This is a genomic window from Paenibacillus rhizovicinus (assembly GCF_010365285.1).
Taxonomy (GTDB): domain Bacteria; phylum Bacillota; class Bacilli; order Paenibacillales; family Paenibacillaceae; genus Paenibacillus_Z; species Paenibacillus_Z rhizovicinus.
In genome coordinates, this window is the sequence record NZ_CP048286.1 from 5221035 (window position 1) to 5245630 (window position 24596).

Annotated in this window: 20 protein-coding genes; 19 read left to right on the forward strand and 1 reads right to left on the reverse strand. The window is 55.7% G+C overall.

Annotated features, from left to right (window positions below):
- The first annotated feature begins 65 nt into the window (after positions 1-65).
- The 7 genes from GZH47_RS23425 (at position 66) to GZH47_RS23455 (ending at position 7415) form a co-directional block, all read left to right on the forward strand.
- Entirely contained in the window at positions 66-977 is a 912-nt protein-coding gene (locus GZH47_RS23425) for an ArsR/SmtB family transcription factor (RefSeq protein ID WP_162643448.1), read from the forward strand.
- A gap of 273 nt (positions 978-1250) precedes the next feature.
- Positions 1251-2996 (forward strand): ABC transporter substrate-binding protein, encoded by a 1746-nt coding sequence (locus tag GZH47_RS23430; protein WP_162643449.1) that lies wholly within the window; start codon positions 1251-1253, stop codon positions 2994-2996.
- Between the two features lie 68 nt (positions 2997-3064).
- Positions 3065-4018, forward strand: coding sequence for an ABC transporter permease (locus tag GZH47_RS23435; RefSeq protein ID WP_162643450.1), 954 nt, complete (start codon positions 3065-3067; stop codon positions 4016-4018).
- A 13-nt stretch (positions 4019-4031) separates the two neighbouring features.
- Complete coding sequence (gene opp4C, locus GZH47_RS23440; RefSeq protein ID WP_162643451.1) at positions 4032-4970, forward strand: oligopeptide ABC transporter permease; 939 nt, start codon at positions 4032-4034, stop codon at positions 4968-4970.
- 12 nt (positions 4971-4982) lie between these two features.
- Complete coding sequence (locus tag GZH47_RS23445; RefSeq protein WP_162643453.1) at positions 4983-5966, forward strand: ABC transporter ATP-binding protein; 984 nt, start codon at positions 4983-4985, stop codon at positions 5964-5966.
- Positions 5959-6933, forward strand: coding sequence for an ABC transporter ATP-binding protein (locus GZH47_RS23450; protein WP_162643454.1), 975 nt, complete (start codon positions 5959-5961; stop codon positions 6931-6933). Before GZH47_RS23445 ends, GZH47_RS23450 begins: the two co-directional genes overlap by 8 nt.
- Before the next feature lie 8 nt (positions 6934-6941).
- Entirely contained in the window at positions 6942-7415 is a 474-nt protein-coding gene (locus GZH47_RS23455) for a hypothetical protein (protein ID WP_162643455.1), read from the forward strand.
- A gap of 217 nt (positions 7416-7632) precedes the next feature.
- Here the strand turns inward: GZH47_RS23455 and GZH47_RS23460 are convergent, their stop codons facing one another.
- Positions 7633-8331, reverse strand: coding sequence for a TetR/AcrR family transcriptional regulator (locus GZH47_RS23460; RefSeq protein ID WP_162643456.1), 699 nt, complete (start codon positions 8329-8331; stop codon positions 7633-7635).
- Between the two features lie 315 nt (positions 8332-8646).
- Between GZH47_RS23460 and GZH47_RS23465 the strand changes: the two genes are divergently transcribed.
- The 12 genes from GZH47_RS23465 to GZH47_RS23520 all read left to right on the forward strand — a co-directional run bounded on the left by GZH47_RS23465 (position 8647) and on the right by GZH47_RS23520 (position 24552).
- Positions 8647-10353, forward strand: coding sequence for an ABC transporter substrate-binding protein (locus GZH47_RS23465; RefSeq protein ID WP_162643457.1), 1707 nt, complete (start codon positions 8647-8649; stop codon positions 10351-10353).
- 16 nt (positions 10354-10369) lie between these two features.
- Positions 10370-11356, forward strand: coding sequence for an ABC transporter permease (locus tag GZH47_RS23470; RefSeq protein WP_162643458.1), 987 nt, complete (start codon positions 10370-10372; stop codon positions 11354-11356).
- A 15-nt stretch (positions 11357-11371) separates the two neighbouring features.
- Positions 11372-12235 carry an ABC transporter permease gene (locus tag GZH47_RS23475; protein ID WP_162643459.1) on the forward strand — a complete coding sequence of 288 codons (864 nt, stop codon included), beginning with the start codon at positions 11372-11374 and terminating at the stop codon, positions 12233-12235.
- 10 nt (positions 12236-12245) lie between these two features.
- Complete coding sequence (locus tag GZH47_RS23480) at positions 12246-13244, forward strand: ABC transporter ATP-binding protein (RefSeq protein WP_162643460.1); 999 nt, start codon at positions 12246-12248, stop codon at positions 13242-13244.
- Entirely contained in the window at positions 13213-14043 is an 831-nt protein-coding gene (locus tag GZH47_RS23485; RefSeq protein WP_162643461.1) for an ABC transporter ATP-binding protein, read from the forward strand. Before GZH47_RS23480 ends, GZH47_RS23485 begins: the two co-directional genes overlap by 32 nt.
- Positions 14040-15371 (forward strand): sulfatase-like hydrolase/transferase, encoded by a 1332-nt coding sequence (locus GZH47_RS23490; protein WP_162643462.1) that lies wholly within the window; start codon positions 14040-14042, stop codon positions 15369-15371. Before GZH47_RS23485 ends, GZH47_RS23490 begins: the two co-directional genes overlap by 4 nt.
- A 100-nt stretch (positions 15372-15471) precedes the next feature.
- Entirely contained in the window at positions 15472-17232 is a 1761-nt protein-coding gene (locus tag GZH47_RS23495; protein WP_162643463.1) for a sulfatase, read from the forward strand.
- Between the two features lie 268 nt (positions 17233-17500).
- Positions 17501-19057, forward strand: coding sequence for a response regulator transcription factor (locus GZH47_RS23500; protein WP_225446569.1), 1557 nt, complete (start codon positions 17501-17503; stop codon positions 19055-19057).
- Positions 19054-20754: a cache domain-containing sensor histidine kinase gene (locus GZH47_RS23505; protein WP_162643465.1), complete on the forward strand. Its 1701-nt coding sequence runs from the start codon at positions 19054-19056 to the stop codon at positions 20752-20754. Before GZH47_RS23500 ends, GZH47_RS23505 begins: the two co-directional genes overlap by 4 nt.
- 169 nt (positions 20755-20923) lie before the next feature.
- The gene (locus GZH47_RS23510; RefSeq protein WP_225446175.1) at positions 20924-21904 is read left to right on the forward strand and encodes an ABC transporter permease; all 981 of its coding nucleotides are present in this window, start codon (positions 20924-20926) and stop codon (positions 21902-21904) included.
- Positions 21905-21935: 31 nt separating this feature from the next.
- Positions 21936-22832, forward strand: a complete 897-nt coding sequence (locus tag GZH47_RS23515; protein WP_162643466.1) for a carbohydrate ABC transporter permease — start codon at positions 21936-21938, stop codon at positions 22830-22832.
- Positions 22833-22887: 55 nt separating this feature from the next.
- Positions 22888-24552 (forward strand): extracellular solute-binding protein, encoded by a 1665-nt coding sequence (locus GZH47_RS23520; RefSeq protein ID WP_162643467.1) that lies wholly within the window; start codon positions 22888-22890, stop codon positions 24550-24552.
- Positions 24553-24596: the final 44 nt, after the last annotated feature.

Below are 24596 nucleotides of genomic sequence, written 5' to 3' on the forward strand. Positions count from 1 at the left end.
AAATTCGAAGTGGTGCGCATCGAAGATCCATTGCTATAATAAAAGGCAGAGAGGGGCGTACGGACATGGAGTACAGCTTGGATGTGAGGTTCAAACCATTGTATGAAATCATGGGCAGCCTGCATGCCTATGTTTGTCGTAAATCGCATAAAAAGCTCGATTTATCCCCGTCCTGGGCGAAACAAGTCAGTCAACGGATCACGCCCGAATTGGCGGAGCTGCTGGACGGCGTTCAGATCGACGGCGACTGGAAGCTGACGTATCTGCTCGTTCATTTATGCCCCGGGGAAGGCGCCGGCGATTTCGTCGATTGGCTCAAAGGGATGACGCCGGGAGATCTGTATGAATTAATGTCGCCCTACGGGAACCAGTTCCCGAACCAGATGGGTGAATTCCGCGATCATACCGCGATGCTGTTCGAGCAGTGGCACGAGCAATATTTTCGGCATGTCGACCCCTTGATCCTCGAGGGACTCGCCCAAGAAGCGCGTGCCCGCAAGCAAGCGCTTCCGTCCGCGGATCCGTTCGCGTTCGTCGACGAGACGACGAACGGGCTGTCGTTCACGCCCATGAACGGGCTCGAGCAGGTGGTTCTCATGCCGCAATATCATTTTCAGCCGATCAACGTCATCAGCAGTTTCGGCAAAGTCACCGTCTGTCATTATGCCGCCAGAGTATACGTAGGCGACGACGATTTCCTGACGCCGCATGAGTACCGCATGATCCGCAGCTTGGCGGAGAAGAGCCGGTTGAAGATTTTGAGATATCTCAATCAAGGGCCGCGTTCGTTCATTGAAATCGTGCGTCATATGGAATTATCCAAAGGGATTACCCATGATCATATTTCCAAGCTTCGCCATGCCGGCATGCTGACGGCGCACTTCGAGGGCGAGACGCTTACGGCCTACAGTCTCCGAACAAGCGCATTGGAGCAGGTTCACAGCAAAATCATGGGTTATATCGAGCAGGGCAGCTGATAGGCAGCCTGCGTGTGTTGTATCAACGCTTTCGCATCGCGAGTTCCGCGGTGCGGGAGCGTTTTTTTTGTGCGGCGCAAAACAATAGGAATTCTCGCTGATAGTATAGTTGCCGATCATGAACTTCTGTATTATTCTTCATACAAAGAAATTATTTTCGGTTCTCTATTTACAGAACCGATATTCATACTTATAATAAGGACAAAGAAAGCAAAGTAATTCTATCGGAATTAAAAAAAGACGGCATATAGCAGTCCATTCCAGGAGGGTATCATGAAGAAAAAAATTGCAACCTTGTCAACAGCTATACTTGCAAGCGCATTGTTGTTATCTGCTTGCGGCAACAACAACGACAATGCAGGCGCCGCCAACTCGGCGGGAGCCAATCAGCCTGCCCCGAGCAATTCGGCGAACACGGCCGCGCCTGCCACGGATTCTGACGCTTCAGGGCTTGTCACCGCTTCGGACATGTCCAAACTGCCGGACATCGCCAAGCAGCGTACGGACACGATTATCGTCGGCTTGACCGATCCGAGCGGAGCGTTCACGCCGTACTTCCAGCAAAGCGGATACGATGGCAACGTTTCGTCCTTGCTGTACACGCCGCTTGTCAAAGTCGACGAAAAAGGACTTCCGATTCCGGGCTTAGCCGAGAAATGGGACGTATCCGCGGACAACCTGACTTATACGTACCATCTCCGCCAGGGTCTGAAATTCAGCGACGGCACGCCGCTCACGGCTGACGATGTCGCCTTCACGTGGACGATTCTATACGACAAATCGTACGATGGCGACTCTTTGGTAAACAGTCTGCATGTTCAAGGCGGCGACGCCTATAAAGCCGGGACGGCGACCAGCATCTCCGGGATCAAAGTCATCGATCCGCAGACGGTTTCCGTCACGCTCGAGAAACCGAATGCCAGCGCGCTGACGCTGCTCGGATCGGACGTGCTGTCCAAGGCGTATTACGGCAAGGACTACAAGCAAGGGCAACTGGATTACATGAAGAAGCTGAGCGGAAGCCCCTTGGGTACCGGACCGTACAAGCTGGAGAAATTCATTCCTGGCCAGGAAGTCCGAATGATTGCGAACGAGAATTATTTCGACGGCAAACCGAAGACGGAGCATTTCATTTATAAGACAGCCCAAGGCGATACATGGCAGTATCTGGAGACGGGCGAGGTCGACTATGCATCCTTCACGGCAACGCAGGAAAATATCGATAAGCTGAAAGCGCTCGGCTTCGTTAATATCCTTCCCTATACGCCGAGCACGTACGGCTATCTTCAATTGAACCTGAAGCATCCGGCCTTGCAGGACAAGCTGGTCCGCCAAGCGCTCACCTACGGCTTGGATCGTCAAAGCATCTACGTGGACGCGGCGCAGGGCGCGGGCCAAGTCGCGAACATTCCTTCTTCGCCGATCTCGTGGTCGTATACGGAAGACGGTATCAACCCGTACAAGTATGATGCGGAGAAAGCCAAAGAACTATTAGACCAAGCCGGCTGGAAAGCAGGCGCGGACGGCATTCGCGAGAAGGACGGCAAGAAGCTGACGGTTCACTTCCTGGGCTCCAAGAAGCCGGAAACCGATATCTTCATTGCCGTGGCGAAAGAAGATTACGAAGCTTTGGGCATCAAATTCGAACCTGAAGTATTCGCGGATTTCAATGCGCTCGTCTCCAAGGTCGAAGGCGGCGATTACGATATGGCTTCCTTCTCCACGTCGCTCCTGACCGATCCGTCGGACGGCCTGCTCCAATTCGTCGACGGCGAAATTCCGGGCTACGACAATCCGGCGTTCAAAGCGTTGTACGACAAGGGCTTGGCAACGTCGAATATCGACGAGCGCAAAGCCGTGTACAAAGATATTTACAAGCTGCTGAACGACGAGCTGCCGGTCATCTTCACGAGTTATAAGAAAAGCGTGTATGCCTATAACGGACGGATTCAGAATCTAAGCGTCAGCCCGTTCAACGGCCTTGCTCCAAGCCTGCCGAGCTGGACGCTGAGCCAATAGTAACGAACTAATCAAACGCGATTCCCTGCCGATCTCCGGGCGGGGAATCGCAGGTTAAGGAGTCGATTATGAGCACGTACATTACGAAGCGGATCCTGTATATGATCGTCATTTTATTCGCGGCTTCCTTCTTGATCTTCTGCCTGTATGCCTTGACGCCGGGCGACTTCATCACGGGCAATATCAAGCTGACGCCGGAACGCAAAGCGGAGCTTCGGGAGATCTACGGGCTGAACAAACCCGTGATCGAACGGTACGCGATCTGGATGAAGAACGCCTTCCACGGAGACTTCGGCTATTCGCTGTCGCAGCAGAAGCCCGTGCTCACTTTGTTTAACCAATACATCTGGAATTCATTCCTGCTCGCGGTCGTATCCACGTTCTTGACGTGGCTGATTGCCGTCGTCGTCGGCGTCGTCGCCGCGTACAAGCAGTACTCGTGGTTCGATACGATCGTCATGGTGGCGCTCTTCGCGGCGATGTCGATCCCGTCGTTCTTCATCGGCCTCTTCCTGATCAAGATGCTGGCCGTCGATTGGAAGTGGCTCCCTCCGGGCGGCATGCTGACGACGGGAAGCAATTCGACGGGAATGGCTTACATCAAGGAAGTCATTCACCATATGATTCTTCCCGTGATGGTCATGACACTGCTCGGGGTCGGCTCTCTGACGCGCTACTTCCGAAGCAACATGATCGACGTCATCAAGCAGGATTATATCCGCACGGCCCGCGCCAAGGGGTTGAAGGAGCGCAAGGTATTGTTCACTCATGCGCTGCGCAACGCCTTGCTGCCGGCCATTACGCTGGTCGGTTTCGAGCTTCCCGCGCTGTTCGGCGGCTCGCTCATTATCGAGAAAATCTTCAACTGGCCGGGCATCGGACAGCTCTATATGCAATCCTTCAGTTTGCGGGATTATCCGCTGCTCATGGGATTCACCTTGTTTATCGCGATTTTGACCGTCATCGGAACGCTGGTCTCGGACATTTTGTACCATGTCGCCGACCCGCGGGTCAGGCTGTAGGAGGTCCATTCGGATGTCAACGATACACAGAGAGGGGATTGCGGCTTTGTCGCCGTCCGAACCTAAACCCGTTAAACCTGTATATACGTCGCTATGGAGACAATCCGTAAGGCGACTGCTCAAGAATAAACTCGCCGTGTTCGGATTCGTCGTCGTGGCGTTCATGTTCGCGGCATGCTTCATCGGCCCGCTGTTCTCGCCGTACACGGACAACAAGATCCATATGGCCTTCATGAATAAAGCGCCGAGTCTCAAGCACTGGCTGGGCACGGACGCGCTTGGACGCGACGTGCTTACCCGCGTGCTGCAGGCGGGGAGAATCTCCTTGACGGTCGGCCTCGCTTCGATGGTGCTGTCCGTCTTCGTGGGTTCGCTGCTTGGCGTCATCGCCGGCTACTATCGGGGCATCGTCGATCAGATCATCATGCGTCTGGCCGATCTGCTGCTAACGATTCCAAGCTTGCCGCTTCTGTTCATCTTAGGCGCGCTGCTGTCGGAGTGGAAAGTGCCGACGGAATACCGCATGTACATCGTTATGCTGATGCTCAGCATCGTCGGGTGGCCGGGGCTAGCGAGGATGGTTCGCGGCCAAATGCTCAGCCTGCGGGAACGGGAGTACATGCAGGCGACCGTCGTCCTCGGTCTTCGCGACCGCCGGAAACTATTCAATCACTTGCTGCCGAACTTAGTGCCGCTGCTCATCGTCATTGCCACGTTAAATATCGGCGGAGCGATCCTGTACGAATCCGTTCTCAGCTATTTCGGACTCGGCGTGATGGCACCGACGCCGACATGGGGCAATATGATCGACGCGGCCAACAATATGATCGACTTCCAAGACCATCCGTGGCTTTGGATTCCGCCCGGTCTCTCGATATTCGCGACGGTCATCGCCATTAATATTTTCGGGGACGGGCTGCGGGATGTCTTGGACCCCAAGCAGAAAAGGTAGGTGTGCGCGAACATGAATAACGTTCTTGACATCACGAATTTAAGCACGCATTTCACGACCGAGGATGGCATCGTCCGCGCCGTCGACGACGTTAGTCTGCAGGTCCGCGAAGGCGAGATTGTCTGCATCGTCGGCGAGTCCGGCAGCGGGAAGAGCATCACGGCGATGTCGGTCATGGGCCTGGTCGAGGCGCCGGCGGGCCAGGTGGCCGGCGGAAGCATCGCATTCAACGGCGAAGACCTGCTGAAGCTGAGCCGCAACGAGCTTCGCACCATCCGGGGCAACGAGATCGCGATGATTTTCCAAGAGCCGATGACCTCGCTCAATCCCGTGCTGCGGATCGGCGAGCAGCTGATGGAACCGCTCATGGAGCATCAGAAATTAAGCAAGAAAGCCGCGCGGAAGCGGGCGATCGAGCTGATCGGCGAAGTGGGCATCTCGCGCGCGGAGCAGATCGCGAATTCGTATCCGCATGAGCTGAGCGGCGGCATGCTGCAGCGCATCATGATCGCCATCGCTATCTCATGCGGCCCGAAGCTGCTCATCGCCGACGAGCCGACAACCGCGCTCGACGTTACGATACAGGCGCAGATTCTGGATATGCTGCGCCGCTTCAAGGAAGAATCGGGCATGTCCATTCTGCTCATTACGCATGACCTCGGCGTAGTGGCGGAGATGGCGGACTACGTGGTGGTCATGTACTCGGGCAAGATCGTGGAGGAAGGCGAGGTTGTCGCGCTGTTCGAGAATCCGAAGCATCCCTACACGCAGGGCTTGCTGAAGTCCAAGCCGATTATCAACCAGCGCCAAGAAGAACTGTATTCCATTCCGGGACAGGTTCCGAATCCGCTGGAGCTCGCGCCTTCATGCTATTTTCACGACCGGTGCGCGCATTGCATGGATATCTGCAGGACCAAGCAGCCCGCGTTGAAGGAAGTCGGGGATCAGCAGAAAGTCGCATGCTGGTTGTATGAGGAGGCGATTGCACATGTCTGAGGCACAACGGCCGTTGCTCGAGGTGAACGGGCTGAAGAAACATTTTCCGATCAAATCCGGTCTGCTGGGCCGCACGGTCGGCAGCGTGAAAGCCGTTGACGATATCAGCTTTTCCATTAAGCAAGGCGAAACCTTCGGCCTTGTCGGCGAGTCGGGGAGCGGGAAGAGCACGGTAGGACGCACGATACTGCGGCTGACGGACAAGACGGACGGCGAAGTGAAATTCAAGGGCGTCGATCTCTATGATTTGCCGCCGGAGGAGCTGCGCCGGCTTCGCCCCAAAATGCAGCTGATCTTCCAGGATCCGTACAGCTCGCTCAACCCCCGCGTGCGCATCGGCGACGCGATCGGCGAGGCGCTGCTCGACCACGGACTCGTGCCGCGCGAGGCCGTTCGCGAACGGGTCATGGAGGTGCTGAATGCCTGCGGCTTGTCGGCGTATCACATCGATCGGTTCCCGCATGAATTCTCCGGCGGGCAGCGCCAGCGCATCGGAATCGCCCGGGCGCTCGTCTTGAATCCCGATCTGATCATCGCGGACGAGCCGGTCTCCGCGCTCGATGTATCGATTCAAGCGCAGATCATCAACTTGTTCCGCAAGATGCAGGAGACGCAAGGCTTGACGTATTTATTCATATCCCATGATCTAAGCGTCGTGGAGCACCTCTGCTCGCATATCGGCGTGATGTATCTCGGTTCGATGATGGAGACCGCTTCGCGCGACGAGCTGTTCCGCAATCCGCTGCATCCGTACACGAAAGCGCTGCTGTCCGCCGTGCCGATCCCGATTCCGAAGCTGAAGCGCGAACGAATCGTGCTGAGCGGGGAGCTGCCGAACCCCGCGGATCCGCCGTCCGGCTGCAAGTTTCATACGCGCTGTCCGTTCGCCGTTGCCCGCTGCCGGGAGGAAGTGCCGCTGTTCCGAAACGTCGGAAACGATCACAGCGTCGCTTGTCATCTCGTATGAGCGGCGTCATGACGAAGCTGCCCCAGCTCTATGCGCTGCAGCTGGAGAGATTGATCGCGCACGGGCTTCGGGAGGAGCGGATCCTTGAACTGCTTCGCTCCGGCAGCGAAGCCGAGCTTGCGGCGTTAGTCAATCCGGAGGTGAAGTGGGAGCGGCTGATAACGTACGCGCAGGATAACCGGCAGACCCTGGAGAAGGCAGTACGGCACGGGTACAGCTTCCCGTTCATCACGATCGGCGGCATCAAGAGCCTGCTGGCGATAAAGTTCGGAAGGCAAGAGGCTGCGGATTATAGCTTCGGCGGCGACCGGATAGAAGGGCTTCGGCTGCACGCTTCGGAGCATGATCTGCTGAGAGCCATGCTGCCGTCATATTGGGTCTTTACCCGGGCAGCCGCGAGCCTTCCGGATGATAACGTGGAGATTTCGATCGCGCTTCGGGGTCTGGCAGAGTCGAGGGGCGATGGAAACGCGGGGGAATAAGTTCAAGTTCATAAATGAAGTCAGGTGACGACTATTCGAGGAATTGTTCTGTTCTAAGCCGCAAACGACCGCCGGGAACACGAACAGTACAACGTTTATACCTGAACAACAAGGAGTCAGCCCTGGACCGGCATAGATCCAGGGCTGGCTCCTTGTCATGATGATCGCTTGCCGAGCCTGCATCGTCGGCCATAACAAACAGAAGCGTATCCGCCCGTCAGTCCGGGTCCACGGGCAGAGCGGCGGCCGATGACAGTTCAAACTTGGTCAGATCCGGGTTCGTGCGGACGAACTGCGACATGAATTGCATGAGATAGATTAAGGTATGCTCGGGGTCAACGCCCCATTGCTTCTGAATCAGATGTCCTCTCGTAGCCATGCGCAGCACCATGCTGATCAGCGTGTTCTGGATCATCGTCTCCAGGACGATCGGATCGAAGACGTTATGCAGCGAGCCGTCCCGCATGCCTTCCTCGATGGCGGCTTTGAATTTCTCGCCGCGGTCCTCCATGGAGTTCTTATACCGCTTGCGCAGCTCTTCGGACGGAAAGGAGCTGCGGTAGAAGTGGTCGAACATCCCGATAAACCGCAGATGATCGGGCTGTTCGCGATAAAGCTGCAGCCAGCCGTTCATCATGATGCCGAGCTTGTCCGCGCCCGTCTTGCCGGAATTGCCGTCCACCTCGAAATACCACGAAATCTCGTTCATGATTTTGATTTGAATCTCGAACACGATTTCGTGAATGGAATTGAAATATTTATAAAGCGTGACTCTGCTGACACCCGCCTTTGCCACGATATCGACCATCGTGATTTGAGCCATATCCTTCTCCAGGAAGAGTTCCCTGGCGGCCTCCAAGATTTGATCACGCCGCTTCATGCGTATTTCGTCTAATTCTTCTTCCCATGTTTTCAACGCGACCCTGCCTCTTTTCTATGCAGTCTGAGTACCAGTTACATTCGGGGAAATAGCTGGCTAATCCTCCAATGACGTTCATTATACCTTTTATTCGACAGGATATGAACAGTGTATAAATAACTGTTTACAAAGTGTTAGCAGGGTTGTATGATGTTACCATCAGCTGAATAACCGACTATTCTTATAGGATATAAATCTACCGGACATCCGGAGACACAATGCATCAGCGGCCGCAAGCGGCGCTTGATTTGCATTGTGTTTTTTTATTAGACGGTTGAACGGCAGTTCATGAATGATGGAGGGTTATAAGAAATGAGCATGCAACCACTGAAAGCACCGCGTTTGAAAAGGTTTCTTCCGCTCGGCATTGCCGCGCTGCTATCCGCTGCTTTGCTTACGAGCTGCGGCAACAACGCGAACAACTCGCCTGCTGCGGGCAATTCGACGGAGAAGGCCGGTTCGGAAACGGTCCCGTCCGACAATGCGGCCAAAGCAGAGAAAATCTCCTACCGGCTCGGCGACATTATCAATCAGGAACAGGTCAACAACTTCAATCCGTATTTGAAAACCGGCAATTATCGTCCGCTGTTCGATTATGTTTACGATTCGCTGTTTTACTTTAATCCGGTCAAGGGCGAGCTGATCAATCGGTTGGCGACCGATGGCGGAACTTGGTCCGCGGACGGAAAGACGTTCACGGTGAAACTCAATACGGCGGCCAAGTGGCATGACGGGCAGCCTTTCACGGCGGACGACGTGGTCTATACGTTCCAAGCGCTCAAGGATCATCCTGTTCTGGATTCCTATCAGCTTTGGAGCGATACCCGGCTCAGCAAGGTTACGGCGAGCGGTGCGGATACGGTCGTATTCGAACTGAACGGCACGTTCCCTTCCCTGCCGAACTACCTGTCTACGGTATATATTGTGCCGAAGCATGTGTTCGAGAAAGAAAATCCGGAGACGTTCTTGAACAAGACGCCGATCGGCACGGGGGCATTTGCGTTCAAAAGCATCAACGAGAGCGCCGTTTTATTGGCTGCCAACGCGGATTACTTCTTGGGCGCGCCGAAGATCAGCGAATTGGTGCTGCAGCGATTCAAGGACTCGCCGGCGATCACGCTGTCGCTGCAGAAAGGCGAGATACAGGGCACGACCGGTACCATCGCAATGCCGAGCCTGCCGAAACTGCTGGAGAACAAGGATAACAAGCTTCAGCAGTTCCCGGGACTGTCGACCTTCGCGGTTATTATCAACAACGACAAGCCGGGTTTGAAAGATCCCGCCGTACGCAAGGCGATTCAGCAGGCGATCAATCGCCAAGAGATCGTGGACAAAGGAGAGATGGGAGCCGCGACGCTCGGCAATCCGGGCTTCTTGTCGCAAGGATTCGGCAGTCTGGTGGACGCGGACCTGCAGAAGTCGCCTTCGGCGCAGTTTAGCATCGAGCAGGCGAACAAGACATTGAGCGATGCGGGCTACAAGAAGAACGGCAAAGGCATCTACGAGAAAGACGGCGTGAAGCTCTCCTTCGTGTATTACATGGCAGCGAATGCCCCGGCGCAGAACAAGGAAGGCACGATGATTACCGACTGGCTGAAGCAGGCGGGAATCGAGACGTCCATTAAACTCGTTACCTGGCCGGAATTGACGAGCTTGGCCACCGCAGGCAACTACGATCTCGTTCAGAACGGCATTACCGTCCCGCCGGATCCGCAGGCGGCGCTTGAAGTGTTCCATAGCAAGATGACGGCTCCGATCGGCAAGAACGCGCCCGGCCTGAACTGGGAACGATTCAAGGATGCCCAGGTCGATCAATGGCTCGACCAAGCTTCGGCGGCCGGCGCTGACCAGCGCGCGGAGCTGTACAAGAAAGTGCAGGACCGCATTGCGGAGCTGGCGCCGATCGTCACGCTGTACAGCACGGGCAAGACGCCATATAGCGAAACAGCCTTCACGGGCTATGATACGTCCGTTCCCGCAACCTCCGTCATCTCGCTTGCCAAGGTAACAAAGAAATAAAGAGGAGCTATCCCCGATGAAGATTCAGTTATCCTATGTTATCCGGAGAGTCGCGTTTGCGATCGCGACTCTCCTCGCGGCCATTGTGATGAACTTCCTGCTGCCGCGGCTCATCGGGGGCGATCCCGCTGAGATGATTGCCTCGCAGACGGCACTCGGCTCCGCCGATGTCGCGAATGCGCTTCGGAAGCAGTTCGGGCTTGACAACCCGAGTCTCATTCACCAGTTCGGCAGCTATGTCGTGCAATTGTTTCATGGCAATCTCGGCATTTCGTATTTCAACTACCCCGTGCCGGTCAAGGACGTGCTCTGGCACGCCTTGCCCTGGACGCTGGGTATCGTGCTTGTCGCTACCTTGATAAGCTACGCCATCGGTTGGTTCATTGGCATTAAAGGAGCCTTGAAGCCCGGTTCTTGGTTCGATCAATCGGCGCTCGGCATCAGTTTCTTCATTAATTCGGTTCCGTATTTCTGGGTCGGGATTCTGCTTATTCTGATATTTGCCTACAAGCTGGATTGGTTTCCCATGGGGCAAGCCATTCCTGTCGAATACGATTCGCTGAGCAGGCTGCACCAAATCGGTTCGATCGCGTATCACGCCGTGCTGCCGGTTGCCTCGCTGGCCTTGGCTTCGGTCGCCACTCATATTCTCGTCCTTCGCAACAATCTCATTCGCGTCTTATCGGAGGATTATATGGTGCTTGCGCGCGCGAAAGGGTTGTCGTCCCGGAGGCGGGTGTTTCATTACGGGATCCGGAACGCGTTTCTTCCGTCGTTCACGGGTTTCATGCTTTCGCTAGGGCATGTCGTCGGCGGCGCGATCACGATGGAAATCGTGTTCTCCTACCCCGGGATCGGCATGCTTGCCTACAACGCGATATTGAATCACGATTATCCGCTCATTCAAGGCGCTTTTCTGGTTATCGCGGTCTCGATCATCGCAGTCAATCTGTTGGCTGACCTGATCTATCCCTTTATCGATCCGCGCGTCAATTTGAATTAGGAGCTGATGATTACAATGAAAGCCAAATCGGCATCGTCGGCAGCGGCTTCAAGACGCAATGCCAAGCAGCTGGCAGGGATCGCGATCCTGGTGTTTTTTGCCGCCGCTGCTTTTATCGGACCGCGGCTCGCCCCGTATCCCAAGAACGACATCGATTTCGAGCCTTGGCTCAAGCCATCCCTGAAGCACTTGCTCGGCACGGACAGCTATGGCCAGGATGTGTTTGCCCAGCTGATCTACGGCACGCATACCTCTTTCCTGGTCGGCATTCTGGCTGGCGCGATCACGACGATTATCGGCGTTCTGGTCGGTCTCACCGCCGGCTTCTACCGCAGATGGGTGAGCGATGCCTTGATGTTTCTCGTGGACCTGCTGCTCATCATTCCCGTAATGGCGCTTATGATTATACTGGCTTCGTTCCTGCCCTCCATGGGATTGACGAGTATCATTCTCGTTATCGGTCTTCTCAGCTGGCTCTACATGGCTCGAAGCATTCGCAGCCAGACGCTTTCGGAGAGACAGCGCGGATACGTGGATGCAGCCAGAGTCGTCGGGATGAGCAATCCGGAAATCATGGTCAAGGAAATTTTGCCGAACTTGTTCCCGATCATCGCGGCGAATCTGGTCAGCGTCACGACGCAGGCGGTACTTGCGGAAGCCGGACTCAGCTTTCTCGGCATCGGCGATCCCCGGAGCGTGAGCTGGGGAACGATTCTGGCGCTGGCGCACAGCAACAATGCGATCATGTACGACGCGTGGTGGTGGATCGTCCCGCCGGGCATTGCCATTGCGCTCTTCTGCTTCGGTTTCGTCCTGCTCGGCAACGGGACGCTGGAGCGTTACCGGGCCAAACGCGGCGCGCAGCAGCATTTTTCATAGGAGGTTTGGCATGAGCTTATTGGAGGTTACGGATTTGCAAGTGGAGTATGCCTCGCCCCGAGGCGCGTTCAAGGCGGTGGACGGCGTCAGCTTCTCCATCGAACGGGGAGAAATCTTCGGCCTGGCCGGCGAGTCCGGCTGCGGCAAATCGACGACGGCCTACGGCATCAGCCGCCTGCTTCGGCCGCCGGCCCGATTGGCGGGGGGAAGCATCGTATTCGACGGGCAGGAGTTGACCGGCATGTCCGAGGCGGCGTTTCTGGCTTATCGCTGGTCGCGGATGTCGGTCGTGCTGCAGAGCGCGATGAATAACTTGAATCCCGTCATGCGCATCGGCAATCAGCTGACGGACGTGATTCTCGCGCATGAGCCGGGCACCTCCGCGCGCGATGCCTTAAGCCGGGCGGCATCGCTGCTTGCGCTCGTGGATCTGCCGGCCGGCAAGCTGCGGAGTTATCCGCATGAGCTCTCCGGCGGCATGCGGCAGCGGGTCGTCATCGCAATGGCGCTGGCGCTGCGGCCGGATTTGATCATTATGGACGAACCGACGACCGCGCTCGACGTCGTCACGCAGAAAGGCATCGTGAAGCGAATCCTCGAGCTGAAGAGGGAACTGGGCTTCGCCGTGCTGTTTATTACGCATGATCTGCCCCTGATGTTGGAAATCTGCGACCGGATCGGCATTATGTACGCAGGGAAAATGGCCGAAGTCGGGCGTTCCGATCAACTGCTTCGCGGGGCAAGGCACCCGTACACGCAAGGACTTCTCCGTTCGTTCCCTTCCCTGACCGGGCCGAAGGTTCGTATTTCCGGCATACCCGGTTCGCCGCCCGACTTGGTTGCGCCTCCTGCTGGCTGCCGCTTTCAGCCCCGCTGCGCGCATGCGATCGCGGCTTGTTCGGCTGCGCAGCCGGCTTTGAGGACGGATGCCGGCGGCAGCGTGGCCTGCCATTTATATGAAACGGAGGAGGCCAGCCATGAAACCGTTGCTGCAAGTCGACAGCGTTAGCAAAGTATTCGAATCCGGCTCATTCCTGCGGAAGAATTCGTTCAAGGCCGTTAACGACGTGAGCTTTACCCTGGGCAAAGGCGAGGTGCTGGCCATCGTGGGCGAATCCGGCTGCGGCAAAAGCACGCTTGCCCGCATGATCGTCAATTTGATTCCGCCCACGAAGGGAAAAATTCTGCTTGAGGGCAGAGAAGTCGGCAGCAAACTGCGCAGCCGCAAGGCCGTTGCCCGGGAGCTGCAAATGATTTTCCAGGACCCGTTCGAAACGATGAATCCCAATCATCGGGTTCACGATATCATCGGGCGCCCCCTGCGATTGCATGGCGCGAAGGGCGATATTCGGGAACAGGTACTAGCGCTGCTTGGCCAGGTCGGGTTGATGCCCGCGGAGGAGTTTATCGACAAATACGCCTCGCAGCTCTCCGGCGGGCAGAAGCAGCGGGTGATGATCGCCAGAGCGCTCGGCATTAAGCCGAACGTGCTTGTCGCCGACGAGCCGACATCCATGCTGGACGTATCCGTCGGCATCGACATTATGAATTTGCTGCTTGACCTGAAGAATGACTACGATCTCTCCTTGATCTGGATTACGCATAATCTGGGGAGCGCGCGATATATGTCGGATCGGATGCTCATCATGTACGGCGGGGAGATCGTCGAGAGCGGGGAAACCGAAGCGGTTATCGCGGAACCTCGGCACGCGTATACCCGTACGCTGCTTGATGCATCGCCTGATCCATGGAGGCAGAAAGACGGCGGAGCAGCGGAACAGCGGCTTGCGGAAGGAGCATTAGTATGAGACGTCCGAATTTGATCGTGATTTACTGCGATGATTTGGGTTACGGAGACTTGGGCTGCTACGGATCCGAAGACATTCAAACCCCGCATCTGGACCGGCTGGCGGAGGAAGGGGTCCGGTTCACGAATTGGTATTCCAACTCGCCGGTTTGCTCGCCGTCCCGGGCGTCGCTGCTGACCGGCCGTTATCCCGCGCGCACCGGGGTCGAACGGATTCTGAGCGGCAAGCGGGGAACGGCCGGATTGCCGTTGGAACAGAAGACGATTGCCTCCGTGCTGAAGCCGGAGGGTTATCGGACCGGATTGTTCGGAAAGTGGCATCTGGGCGTAACGCCGGAGCAAAGTCCCAACGCGCACGGGTTTGACGAATTTTTCGGCTTCCTGGCCGGATGCGTCGACTATTATTCTCATATTTTTTATTGGGAGCAGCGCGGTGGCGTCAATCCCGTCCATGATTTGTGGCATAACGACCGTGAGGTCTGGAGCAACGGCGAATACCTGACGGAGCTGATTACGGCGAAGACGGTCGCATTCATTGAAGCGGGGCGAGAGCTGGAACAGGGGGATGAGCAGGAGCAGCCTTTCTTCGCGTATGCGGCCTATAACGCGCCGCATTATCCGATGCATGCCCCGCAAAAGTATGTGGACCGTTATCCCCGTCTGCCGCCGGATAAACGGATCATGGCAGCGATGATTTCCGCGGTGGACGACGGCGTCGGCGAGATTGTCGAAGCCTTGCGCAGAACGGGACAGTACGAGAATACGGTCATTTTCTTCTCCAGCGACAACGGGCCTTCCACGGAATCGCGCAATTATTTGGACGGCACGGAGGATCTCTATTACGGCGGATCGGCCGGGATTTTCCGGGGGCATAAAGGAAGCTTGTTCGAGGGCGGCATTCGCGAGCCTGCGATCATGAGCTATCCATCGAAGGTAAGCAGCGGGCGCGTAGAGCACCGGCCGCATGCCATGATGGACGTGCTCCCGACGTTTCTGGAGCTGGCGGGCATCGAATCTCCGGCGGTCACGCTGGATGGGAGGAGCGCCGCGGAGCTTCTTCTGAGCGGAAACGGTCCGCAGGCCGGGCAGCATGAGCGCCTGTTCTGGTCTTACGAGGACCAGTTAGCTGTTCGCGAAGGGAGCTGGAAGCTGGTGTTGAACGGGAAGCTGGACTTCGGCCGGGAGGCGCCCGATGCCGTCCATTTGTCCAATCTGGAGACAGACCCTGGCGAACGGAGCAATCTGAGCCTGCAATTCCCGGACAAAGTGCGGGAGCTTCGGGAAGCGGTTATCCACTGGTACGAGCAATCCCATCAGGAGGGCCGATAGATGAAAGTCGAATGGATGGCGACCCCGTTCGGGCAAACCGGACAGCCGGCGGCATAAAGACAATTTCAATTTGACCCGCGAGAGGAGCAGTGAGCCATAAATGAAAGCTGTAATGGTCATGTTCGATTCTTTAAACCGGCATATGCTGCCGAATTACGGCTGCGAATGGCTGCAAGCGCCGAACTTCCGACGGCTCTCGGAGACGACCGTGACCTTCGATAACTGCTATGCGGGGAGTCTGCCTTGCATGCCGGCCCGCAGAGAGCTCCATACCGGGCGGCATAATTTCCTGCACCGCAGCTGGGGACCGCTGGAGCCTTTCGACGATTCCATGGTCGATGTTTTGCGCCGGAAGGGGGTTTACACGCACTTGGTCACGGATCATACCCATTATTTCGAAGACGGCGGGGCGACCTACCATACGCGCTTCAATTCGTGGGAATACGCCAGGGGGCAGGAAGGCGATCCCTGGAAGGGCAATGTGCGGGATCCCCATATTCCGGAATCGCTGTCAGGCCCCAAAATCGGCGATTTGTGGCGTCAGGACTGGGTGAACCGCTCCTATCTGGATACGGAGGAGAAGCAGCCGCAAGCGGTTACCTTCGATAACGGGATCGCGTTCATTGAAACGAACCGGTCGCAGGATAATTGGTTTCTCCAGATCGAAACCTTCGATCCGCATGAGCCGTTCTTCACCCAGCAGAAGTACAAAGACCTCTATCCGCATGCGTATAACGGCAAGCATTTCGATTGGCCGGATTACGGCAGGGTCTCGCAGCAGCCGGAGGAGGTTCAGCACGCGGTTTATGAATATGCGGCTTTGGTCAGCATGTGCGACGCCTACCTGGGCAAAGTGCTGGATCTGTTCGACCGGCATGATCTATGGCAGGATACGATGCTGATCGTGAACACCGATCATGGGTTCCTGCTCGGGGAGCATGAATGGTGGGGCAAAAACATTCAGCCGTTCTATAACGAGATCGCGCAGCTGCCGCTCTTCGTCTGGGATCCCCGAAGCGGAGCGAAAGGGGAGCGCAGCGATACGCTTGCGCAAACGATCGATATCGCGCCGACGCTGCTCGAATTCTTCGATGCGGCGCTTCCGGCGGATATGCTTGGCAAACCGCTCCGCGGCGCGAACGGCTCCGACAGGCAGCCGATTCGGGAAGCGGCGTTATTCGGCATGCACGGCGGACATATTAACGTGACGGACGGCAGATATGTCTACATGAGGGCGCCGCAGCGCTTCGATAACGGACCGCTCTTCGAATACACGCTCATGCCGACGCATATGCACAATCGGTTTGACGTGAAGGAACTGAACGATCTTCGGCTGCGCGAGCCGTTCTCGTTTACGAAAGGATGCCGCACGCTGGAAATCCCCGCGCATACCTACGTGAATCCGTATGTGCACGGCACATTGCTCTTCGACTTGGAACGGGATCCGAAGCAGCAGTCGCCGATCGAGGATATCGCCGTCGAGGCGCGAATGATCAGGCTCATGGCAGGGTTGATGCGCGATAATGATGCGCCGAAGGAGCAATTCGAGCGGATGGGTATCCCCGTTGACGGCATTGTAGATGAAGAGGCGCTTCGGCAGGAGAAGGAAGTCCGGCGGGAGCATCGGAAGGCTGATCTGGGCCTCAACGAAGAATGGACGGAGAAAGGCCGGGACGCATATTTCGGACTACGCTGTTTTACGCCGGAAGCGCTGCGTCCCTCCCTGCGGGAAGGATTGATCGGTTTCGTTCAAGCCGCGGGCAAGACGGTCATCGATGATTCCGCGATCGTCGAGTGGGTTTCCGCAAGCGGTCCTCAAGGCCAGCAGATGCTCGGGGTGCTTAAGAGGCTTGTGCTCTAGATCGGACGCATCGTTCCCACGACTTTCCATTATAGATCGTTCTTCAGACAAGCAGCCGTCAATAAGTACGGCTGCTTGAATGTTTTTAATGCGTTTGCTTTCTTATGTATGGCAGAACGGGTACACGATTGCGGATAGCAAGGATACGTTGAACGCGAGCAGCTAAGGTTGCGTGTTTATGGACAGGCGGACTCATGCTAGAATAGGAGACATCTTTAGGGCGGCTTGCTAGAGAAACTCTTACCCGAGGTGAATGCTGGTGTTCAAGATGCTGATCGTTGACGACGAACGGTTTGAGAGAGAAGGCGTGAAGTTTCTGATCGAGAAGTACGGGCTTGCGCTGGAGACGTTCGAAGCGGACAGCGGCGAGAGCGCGCTGGCGTTTATCAAGCAGAATCCGGTCGATATTCTATTCTCCGATATCCGGATGAAAGGCATGGACGGACTCGAGCTGGCGGCTTGCATCCGGGAGCTGGACATTCCCGTCAAGGTGATCTTCATGAGTGCCTACGGGGAGTTTGAATATGCGCAGCGGGCGATCGATTTGAAGGCCATCCGATATATCTTGAAGCCGGTGCAGGTCGAAGAGTTTCTGAAAGTGGTGCAACAGGTCATTCGGTCGTGCGAGGAAGAACAGCTTGAACAAGCGCAGAAGCTCCGCATGGAAGAGGCTTACCGCAATGAGGCTTATTATACGAAACAGAAGCTGCTCTCCGACCTGATCTTGGGCAAAACGGCCGCGCTGCCGGACGAATCCGCTCCGATCGAGCTTCCTTTCCCGGTGGCGGGCCTGGACGGCAGTCCTCATGTGCGTCTCGTCATGCTGGATTCGCGGCACCGGTTCTTTGATCTGCTCGATCAAGATTTCGAACGCCGGCTTGCCGAAGTGATCCGAAGCGGCTTCGAGGTCGCGCATTTGAACGAATTCCAGAGCTTGCTCGTGATGGAGGCCGATGCGGAACAAACCAGGGAGCAGCTGATCGAAGGGGGCAAACGGCTCCTTCAATGGTTCCGGGAAACCTACGGCGGGGACGTGAGCGTCGTGATCGGCGGCTGCGCAGGCGACATCAAGCAGCTCTATCATCAATTCCATGCGCTGGAGTCCATGCTGGAGTACAAGTTCTTCTTCGACGAAGGAACGGTGCTGCTCGCCAATCCCGATTCGAGCGACGCAAGCGCGCAGTCCTTCTCCGCCGACGAGGCCTTGGAAGAATTGAAGACGAGCATCGGGCGTTCCCGTTATGATCACGCCAAGCTGCGCTTCGAGCAGTTGTTCGACGAGCTGCATAACAGCGATCGATTCCAGGTGGTCTACATTAAATACATGTGCACGGAAATCGTAAAAGCCCTGTTCGACGCGTCCGCGAACAAGAGCGCGGAGACGTTCAAGCAGAATTTGGAGCGGATTTATAAGGCGCCCAAGCTAAGCGACTTGCGCCGAATTGTCCTGGCGATTCTGGAGGAGAGCATCCAGCCCGCGGCTACGGGCACGTCCGAATCGGTGCGCAAGGTCATCGAGGATATCGTGCGCATTATCGAATGCGAATACGGGACCGACTTGTCGCTGGAATCGCTGGCGGAGCGCGTTTACCTTTCACCCAGCTACTTGAGCCATTTATTCAAGAAGCATATGGGAATCAGCTTTAACAAATACCTGACGCTGCACCGGATGGAGAAAACGAAGGAGCTGCTCCTGACGACGAACCGCAAGATCGTCGATATCGGACTTGAGGTCGGCTACGGGAATTTCCCGTATTTCAGCACGCTGTTCAAGACGCATTACGGCAAGACCCCCTCGCAGTTCCGCGAAGAGGCGGCGCCATGAAGCGGGCGATTACGGGACTGCTCAACCGGCTGCGGTTTAAGCAGAAGCTGTTCTTATCCTACCTGGTCGTCATCATCATCCCCATTCTCGTTCTCGGTGTTTACGCTTACAATCAGTCCAAGGAAATGCTGCGGATTCAGGGCATTCAAGGCATCGTGAAGAACGTGGATACGATATCCGGCAGCATCGACGGCTCGGTCGAGCGCTACAATCACGCGGTTCAGTCCATCGTGCTCAACAAGACGTTCCAGAAGATCGTGACGAACGATTACAGCGATTTGGTCAATCTCTCTTATGATCTGCAAGAGTATTTGACGCCGTATTTCAACATGATGGTCATGCTCGATCAGGAAATCGACGACGTCAAGTTCTACACGCAGACGTACGTGCCGGAGTACGGCGATTCGGTGCAGTCGGCCGACCGGGTCAAGGACGAAGACTGGTATCAGTCGGCCTTGAAAGGCAAGGGCAGCCAGTGGTTCTCCGATAACGGCTTGATCGTGGTTGCCGCGTTCCCGAGATTCTTCTCCGACAAAGCGACCAATCTCGTCTATATGCGGATCAACGAAGCCAGCATGTTCAAGAACGTGGCAGCGCTTGCGAAGGACGGTACGGTCGCCATTACCAACGACCGCGGAGACGTCATCTATTCGAACCAAGGCGCCACGGGAGAGCGGTTGGAAGCCGGGCAATTGCAGGGCATGAAAGAAGGCGCGATCCGTATCGGCGGCATCGAATCGTATCTGGTGAAGAAGACGGTCAAGCAGACGGGCTGGACGATTTACTTCATCGTGCCCGCCAAGGAGCTGTCCCGGAACGCGGGTTCCATCATCAATGCGACGCTCATCGTCATCGCGGGCTGCATCGTCATCGTGCTGATCATGATTTGGATGTTCTCCAAGACGATGATCCGCAGGATCTATGCCTTGAATTCGGTCATGAAGCGGGTAGAAATCGGCGATTTGAGCATACGCATCCGCAGCGAGTCCAAGGACGAAATCGGCGAACTGACGAATCGGTTCGGCAGCATGCTCGCGCGTCTCAACGATCTCATCGACGAGCTGTTCCGCAACAAGATCGTGCAGAAGGAAGCGGAATTCAAAGCGCTGCAGTGGCAGATGAATCCGCATTTTCTCTACAACACGCTGTCGTTCATCAATTGGAAGGCGCTGCGAAGCGACGACGCCGACATCAGCCGCGTCGTTACGACGCTCTCCAAGTTTTACCGGACGGGGCTTAACCGGGGCAATAACATGATTCCGGTGCGAGACGAGCTGGAGCACGTCAAGTCTTATATCGAAATCATTCAAACGATGAAGGATCACAGCTTCGACGTGGAATACGATATCGATGAAGCCGTGTTCGGCCATACGACCATCAATTTCATCCTGCAGCCGCTAGCCGAGAACGCGATCATGCACGGTATCGCTCGGAAAGAATCCGGAAGAGGGCTGCTGCGCATATCCGCGAAGCTGTCCAACGGCAAGGTCGTCTTCCAGGTTCAAGACAACGGGATCGGAATGCCCCTGGAGACGGCGAATACGCTGCTGCAGAACGATTCCTCGGGCTACGGCATGAAGAACGTCAATGAACGGCTGCGGCTGAAATACAGCTCCGATTACAGCTTTACGGTGGAAAGCGCGGTTGACCGCGGCACGCAAATGAGTATCGTCATTCCCGCATATCTACAGTCCTGAATATCCATTTCGTGCCGAGCTTGTCCCTTGCGGGGCAGGCTTTTTCTGTTTGTTCAATGTTCGTAGAAAAACGAAAGCATTCCAAAATATTTGATAATTTCATCCGAAGCGGCCTTTGTTATAGTTTGGTTAAGGGAATTGAGAACGCATACATAAGGGGGTGCCGAGCATGAACGACACCGTAATCGTCAGCGGCGCGGAAGCGCGGCTTGCAGGCAAGAAGCGGGACAAAGCGATGCTCAGACGATCGAAGATGAAAAAAATCAAGCAATATCGCGTGCTGCTTCTAATGATGGTCCCGGCGATCGTTTACTACGTCGTTTTCCAATACTTGCCGATGTACGGCGTGCTGTTGGCCTTCAAGGATTTTAAGATTTTGAAAGGGATCATGGGCAGTCCGTGGGTGGGACTCGATCTGTTCCGCACCATCTTCCACGACGACTATTTCTACACGGTGCTCAAGAATACGCTCATCATCAGCTTATACAAGCTCTTGTTCGGCTTCCCGGTTCCGATCGTCTTCGCGCTTCTGCTCAGCGAAGTGACGAACGGCAAATATAAACGGGTCGTCCAAACCGTGACTTACTTGCCCCATTTTATTTCCTGGGTCGTGCTGGCCGGCATCTTCTTCTCCTTCTTCTCGCTGGAGGGCCCGCTTAACACGATCATCCGCTTCTTCGGCGGCAACCCGGTGCTGTTTCTGGCCGATGCCGGCTACTTCCGCTCCATTCTCGTCATCACCGGCATCTTTCAAAGCTTCGGCTGGGGCTCCATCATTTACTTCGCGGCGTTATCGAACATCGACCCGCAGCTGTACGAAGCGGCGATCATCGACGGCGCGGGACGGTTCAAGCGGATGTTCTACATCTCGATTCCGATGCTCGTCCCGATCATTGCCATCATGCTGATCCTCTCGATGTCCGGCGTGCTGGATGCGGGCTTCGACCAAATCTTCAACATGTACAACACGCAGGTATACAACGTCGCCGATATCATCGACACCTACGTCTACCGCAAGGGGATCGTCGAAATGAGCTACAGCTACGCAACGGCGGTCGGGCTGTTCAAATCGGTCGTTGCCTTGATTCTCATCTTCATCGTCAATCGGATCGTGAAGCTGATCGGCGGCAAGGACCACGCCTTATGGTAGCCCAAGCGATAGCGAAAGGAGGAATGGAGCCGTGTTAAACGTTAAGAAAACGCCGGCGGACAGGTTGATCGATTTCGTGATTTATGCCGTGATGGCCGCCATCATGCTGATTACGCTCTATCCGTTCTGGACGCAGGTGGTCATCTCGCTGGACGGAGCGGGCGTCGACGGCGCCGCGTATGCTTCCGGAATCGTCTTGCTTCCCTCGAAATTGACGTTCGGAAGTTACAAGCTTGCTTTCAAATTCGACGCGATCTGGAACGGTTACGCCTACACCGTGCTCCGTACGGTACTCGGGGTGCTGCTATCGATCGTCTTCACGTCGATTACCGCATATCCGCTCTCGAAGAGGGATTTGCCGTTCAACAAGTACTTCACCGGCATGATCCTGTTTACGATGCTGTTCGCCGGCGGAACGATTCCGTCCTATCTGCTGATCAAAGAGCTTCATATGATGAACACGATCTGGGCGCTCGTCGTGCCGGGCATGATCGGGGCCTTCAATGTCCTCATCATGCGCAACTTCTTTCGGGCGATTCCGGAAGAGCTTGAAGAGTCGGCGCGGGTCGACGGGGCCGGCTACCTGCGGATTTTCGCGCAAATCATCCTGCCGCTGTCGAAGCCGGTGCTTGCAACGGTCGCCTTATGGGTCGGCGTCGGACATTGGAATGCGTGGTTCGATTCGCTTATGTATATCACGGACCCGAATAAACAAGTGCTGCAGGTCGTCCTGAGGAAAATCATCATCCAGAACGACACGTCCGATATCACGCAAATCATTCAAAATATCGGCAAAAACACGGCGTACACGGGACGCCAGCTTCAGGCGACGATCGTGATGTTCTCCATTATCCCGATGCTTGCCGTGTATCCGTTCATTCAGAAGTATTTTGTCAAAGGTGTTATGATTGGGGCTATTAAGGGATAACAACCCTGCAATAGATAGCGTGGCAAGCATACTAGGGGAGAAGGGGTTGGTCGTTTTGAAAGGTAACAACCAGCGTTTGATGGCAGGAGCGCTCGTAAGCGTATTGGCGGTTTCGATGCTCGCGGGCTGCGGAAGTTCAGGTTCGAATGGAAATGCGAACGCCAACAAGCAAGGAAATACGAATACGGCCGCAAATACGGATGCGTCGAATGCCAAGAACGCCGATGCCGGGAAGACGGACGATAAGCCTGCCGCGAAGCCGCTCTTGAAGTTCTGGACGAGCAGCCCTGAAATCGCCAAGATCGATGCTCCGGGCGTGAAGGCCATCCGCGATAAATTCGGCGTCGACGTCGAATTCGTGCCGACCGGCGGCGAAGGGTTCAAGGAGAAAGTCAACCTGATGATTTCATCGGGCGATATTCCCGACTGGATGAAAGAGCCGTCCTTCACCGACTACGACAAGTATCTCCAGCAAGGCATCATTTCCGAAATTCCGCAAGAGCTGATCGAGCAGAACATGCCGAAATACGTCGCTTGGCTCAAGCGCTTCCTCGGGGACGATCCGTTTAAATATGTCCGCAGAGACGGCAAAATCTACGCGCTGCCCGTGATCTGGGATATCGGCATCGACGGTATCCAATTAGCCTTCCGCGAAGATTGGCTGAAGAAAGTCGGCATTACGAAGACGCCGGAAACCCTCGATGAAATGGAAGCGGCGTTGACGAAATTCCGCAACGACGATCCGGACGGCGACGGCAAGAAGGATACGTACGGCATCACCGCGGCAGGCGACAATATCGAGTCGATGTTCAGTTCCGTGTTCGGCGCCTTCGACGCTTACCCGAATATCTTCCGCGAGAAAGACGGCAAGATCGTCCGCGGCGAAATCGAGCCGGGCGCGAAGCAAGCCTTGGAAGTGCTGAATCGCTGGTATAAGAATGAACTGATCGATCCCGAATTCGTCGTCAACAAAGGCAATAACGTGGAAGATAAGGTGCTGACGGACAAAACGGGCGCGGTTGAATACTACTGGTGGTCGTTCCTGACGGGCAACGCGTTCCTCGGCGGCGAGCAATGGTACGACAAGCTGAAGGCGAAGCACCCGGATTTCAGTTTCGCGATTACGGGCGGCGTGAAGGGCCCGGACGGCAAGTACGGCATTTCGCAGTATAATCCGGCCTATGCGTCCGGGGTCGTATTCGGCAAGCAATTGGAGAAGGATCAAGACAAAATGATCAAGTACATGCAAATATTCGAAGCTTCCCAATTCGATCCGGACATCTACGAGAAGCTGAACTTCGGCGAGAAGGATAAAGAGTGGAAGGTCGGCGCGAACGGTACCGTCGAATACATTGCCCCTTACACCGACGAGAAGGAACGTCAGAAATTGGGACTTGGCAGCTATTCGATGAGCGGTTCGTTCAACGACTATGATTTCCAAACCTCCTATACGTCGGACGCGAGCATGCGTCAATTGGCTAAGGATACAAGAGCCCAAGGAACGCGGAACATCGACATTCTCGCGCCGTTCAACAAGCCGGTATACAACGAAACGCAGGATAAACTGAAGCAATTCACGACGCAAAACTTCATCGACTTCATTACCGGACGCAAGTCGCTGAACGACTTCGACGCTTTCGTCAAGGAATGGAAGAGCATGGGCGGCGACAAAGTGCTTGCGGAAGCGCAGCAGGTGTACGACGCCAATCTGAAACAATAGCGGCGAAAGCCGTATAAAGAGCAGCATAACGATGTCCTTTCCAA

Coding starts and splice junctions, on each gene's coding strand:
- GZH47_RS23510 (WP_225446175.1), top strand. CDS start 20,924: ATGAACGACACCGTAATCGTCAGCGGCGCGGAAGCGCGGCTTGCAGGC.
- GZH47_RS23425 (WP_162643448.1), top strand. CDS start 66: ATGGAGTACAGCTTGGATGTGAGGTTCAAACCATTGTATGAAATCATG.
- GZH47_RS23505 (WP_162643465.1), top strand. CDS start 19,054: ATGAAGCGGGCGATTACGGGACTGCTCAACCGGCTGCGGTTTAAGCAG.
- GZH47_RS23445 (WP_162643453.1), top strand. CDS start 4,983: ATGAATAACGTTCTTGACATCACGAATTTAAGCACGCATTTCACGACC.
- GZH47_RS23465 (WP_162643457.1), top strand. CDS start 8,647: ATGAGCATGCAACCACTGAAAGCACCGCGTTTGAAAAGGTTTCTTCCG.
- GZH47_RS23490 (WP_162643462.1), top strand. CDS start 14,040: ATGAGACGTCCGAATTTGATCGTGATTTACTGCGATGATTTGGGTTAC.
- GZH47_RS23450 (WP_162643454.1), top strand. CDS start 5,959: ATGTCTGAGGCACAACGGCCGTTGCTCGAGGTGAACGGGCTGAAGAAA.
- GZH47_RS23475 (WP_162643459.1), top strand. CDS start 11,372: ATGAAAGCCAAATCGGCATCGTCGGCAGCGGCTTCAAGACGCAATGCC.
- GZH47_RS23495 (WP_162643463.1), top strand. CDS start 15,472: ATGAAAGCTGTAATGGTCATGTTCGATTCTTTAAACCGGCATATGCTG.
- GZH47_RS23480 (WP_162643460.1), top strand. CDS start 12,246: ATGAGCTTATTGGAGGTTACGGATTTGCAAGTGGAGTATGCCTCGCCC.
- opp4C (WP_162643451.1), top strand. CDS start 4,032: ATGTCAACGATACACAGAGAGGGGATTGCGGCTTTGTCGCCGTCCGAA.
- GZH47_RS23500 (WP_225446569.1), top strand. CDS start 17,501: ATGCTGATCGTTGACGACGAACGGTTTGAGAGAGAAGGCGTGAAGTTT.
- GZH47_RS23470 (WP_162643458.1), top strand. CDS start 10,370: ATGAAGATTCAGTTATCCTATGTTATCCGGAGAGTCGCGTTTGCGATC.
- GZH47_RS23485 (WP_162643461.1), top strand. CDS start 13,213: ATGAAACCGTTGCTGCAAGTCGACAGCGTTAGCAAAGTATTCGAATCC.
- GZH47_RS23455 (WP_162643455.1), top strand. CDS start 6,942: ATGACGAAGCTGCCCCAGCTCTATGCGCTGCAGCTGGAGAGATTGATC.
- GZH47_RS23430 (WP_162643449.1), top strand. CDS start 1,251: ATGAAGAAAAAAATTGCAACCTTGTCAACAGCTATACTTGCAAGCGCA.
- GZH47_RS23435 (WP_162643450.1), top strand. CDS start 3,065: ATGAGCACGTACATTACGAAGCGGATCCTGTATATGATCGTCATTTTA.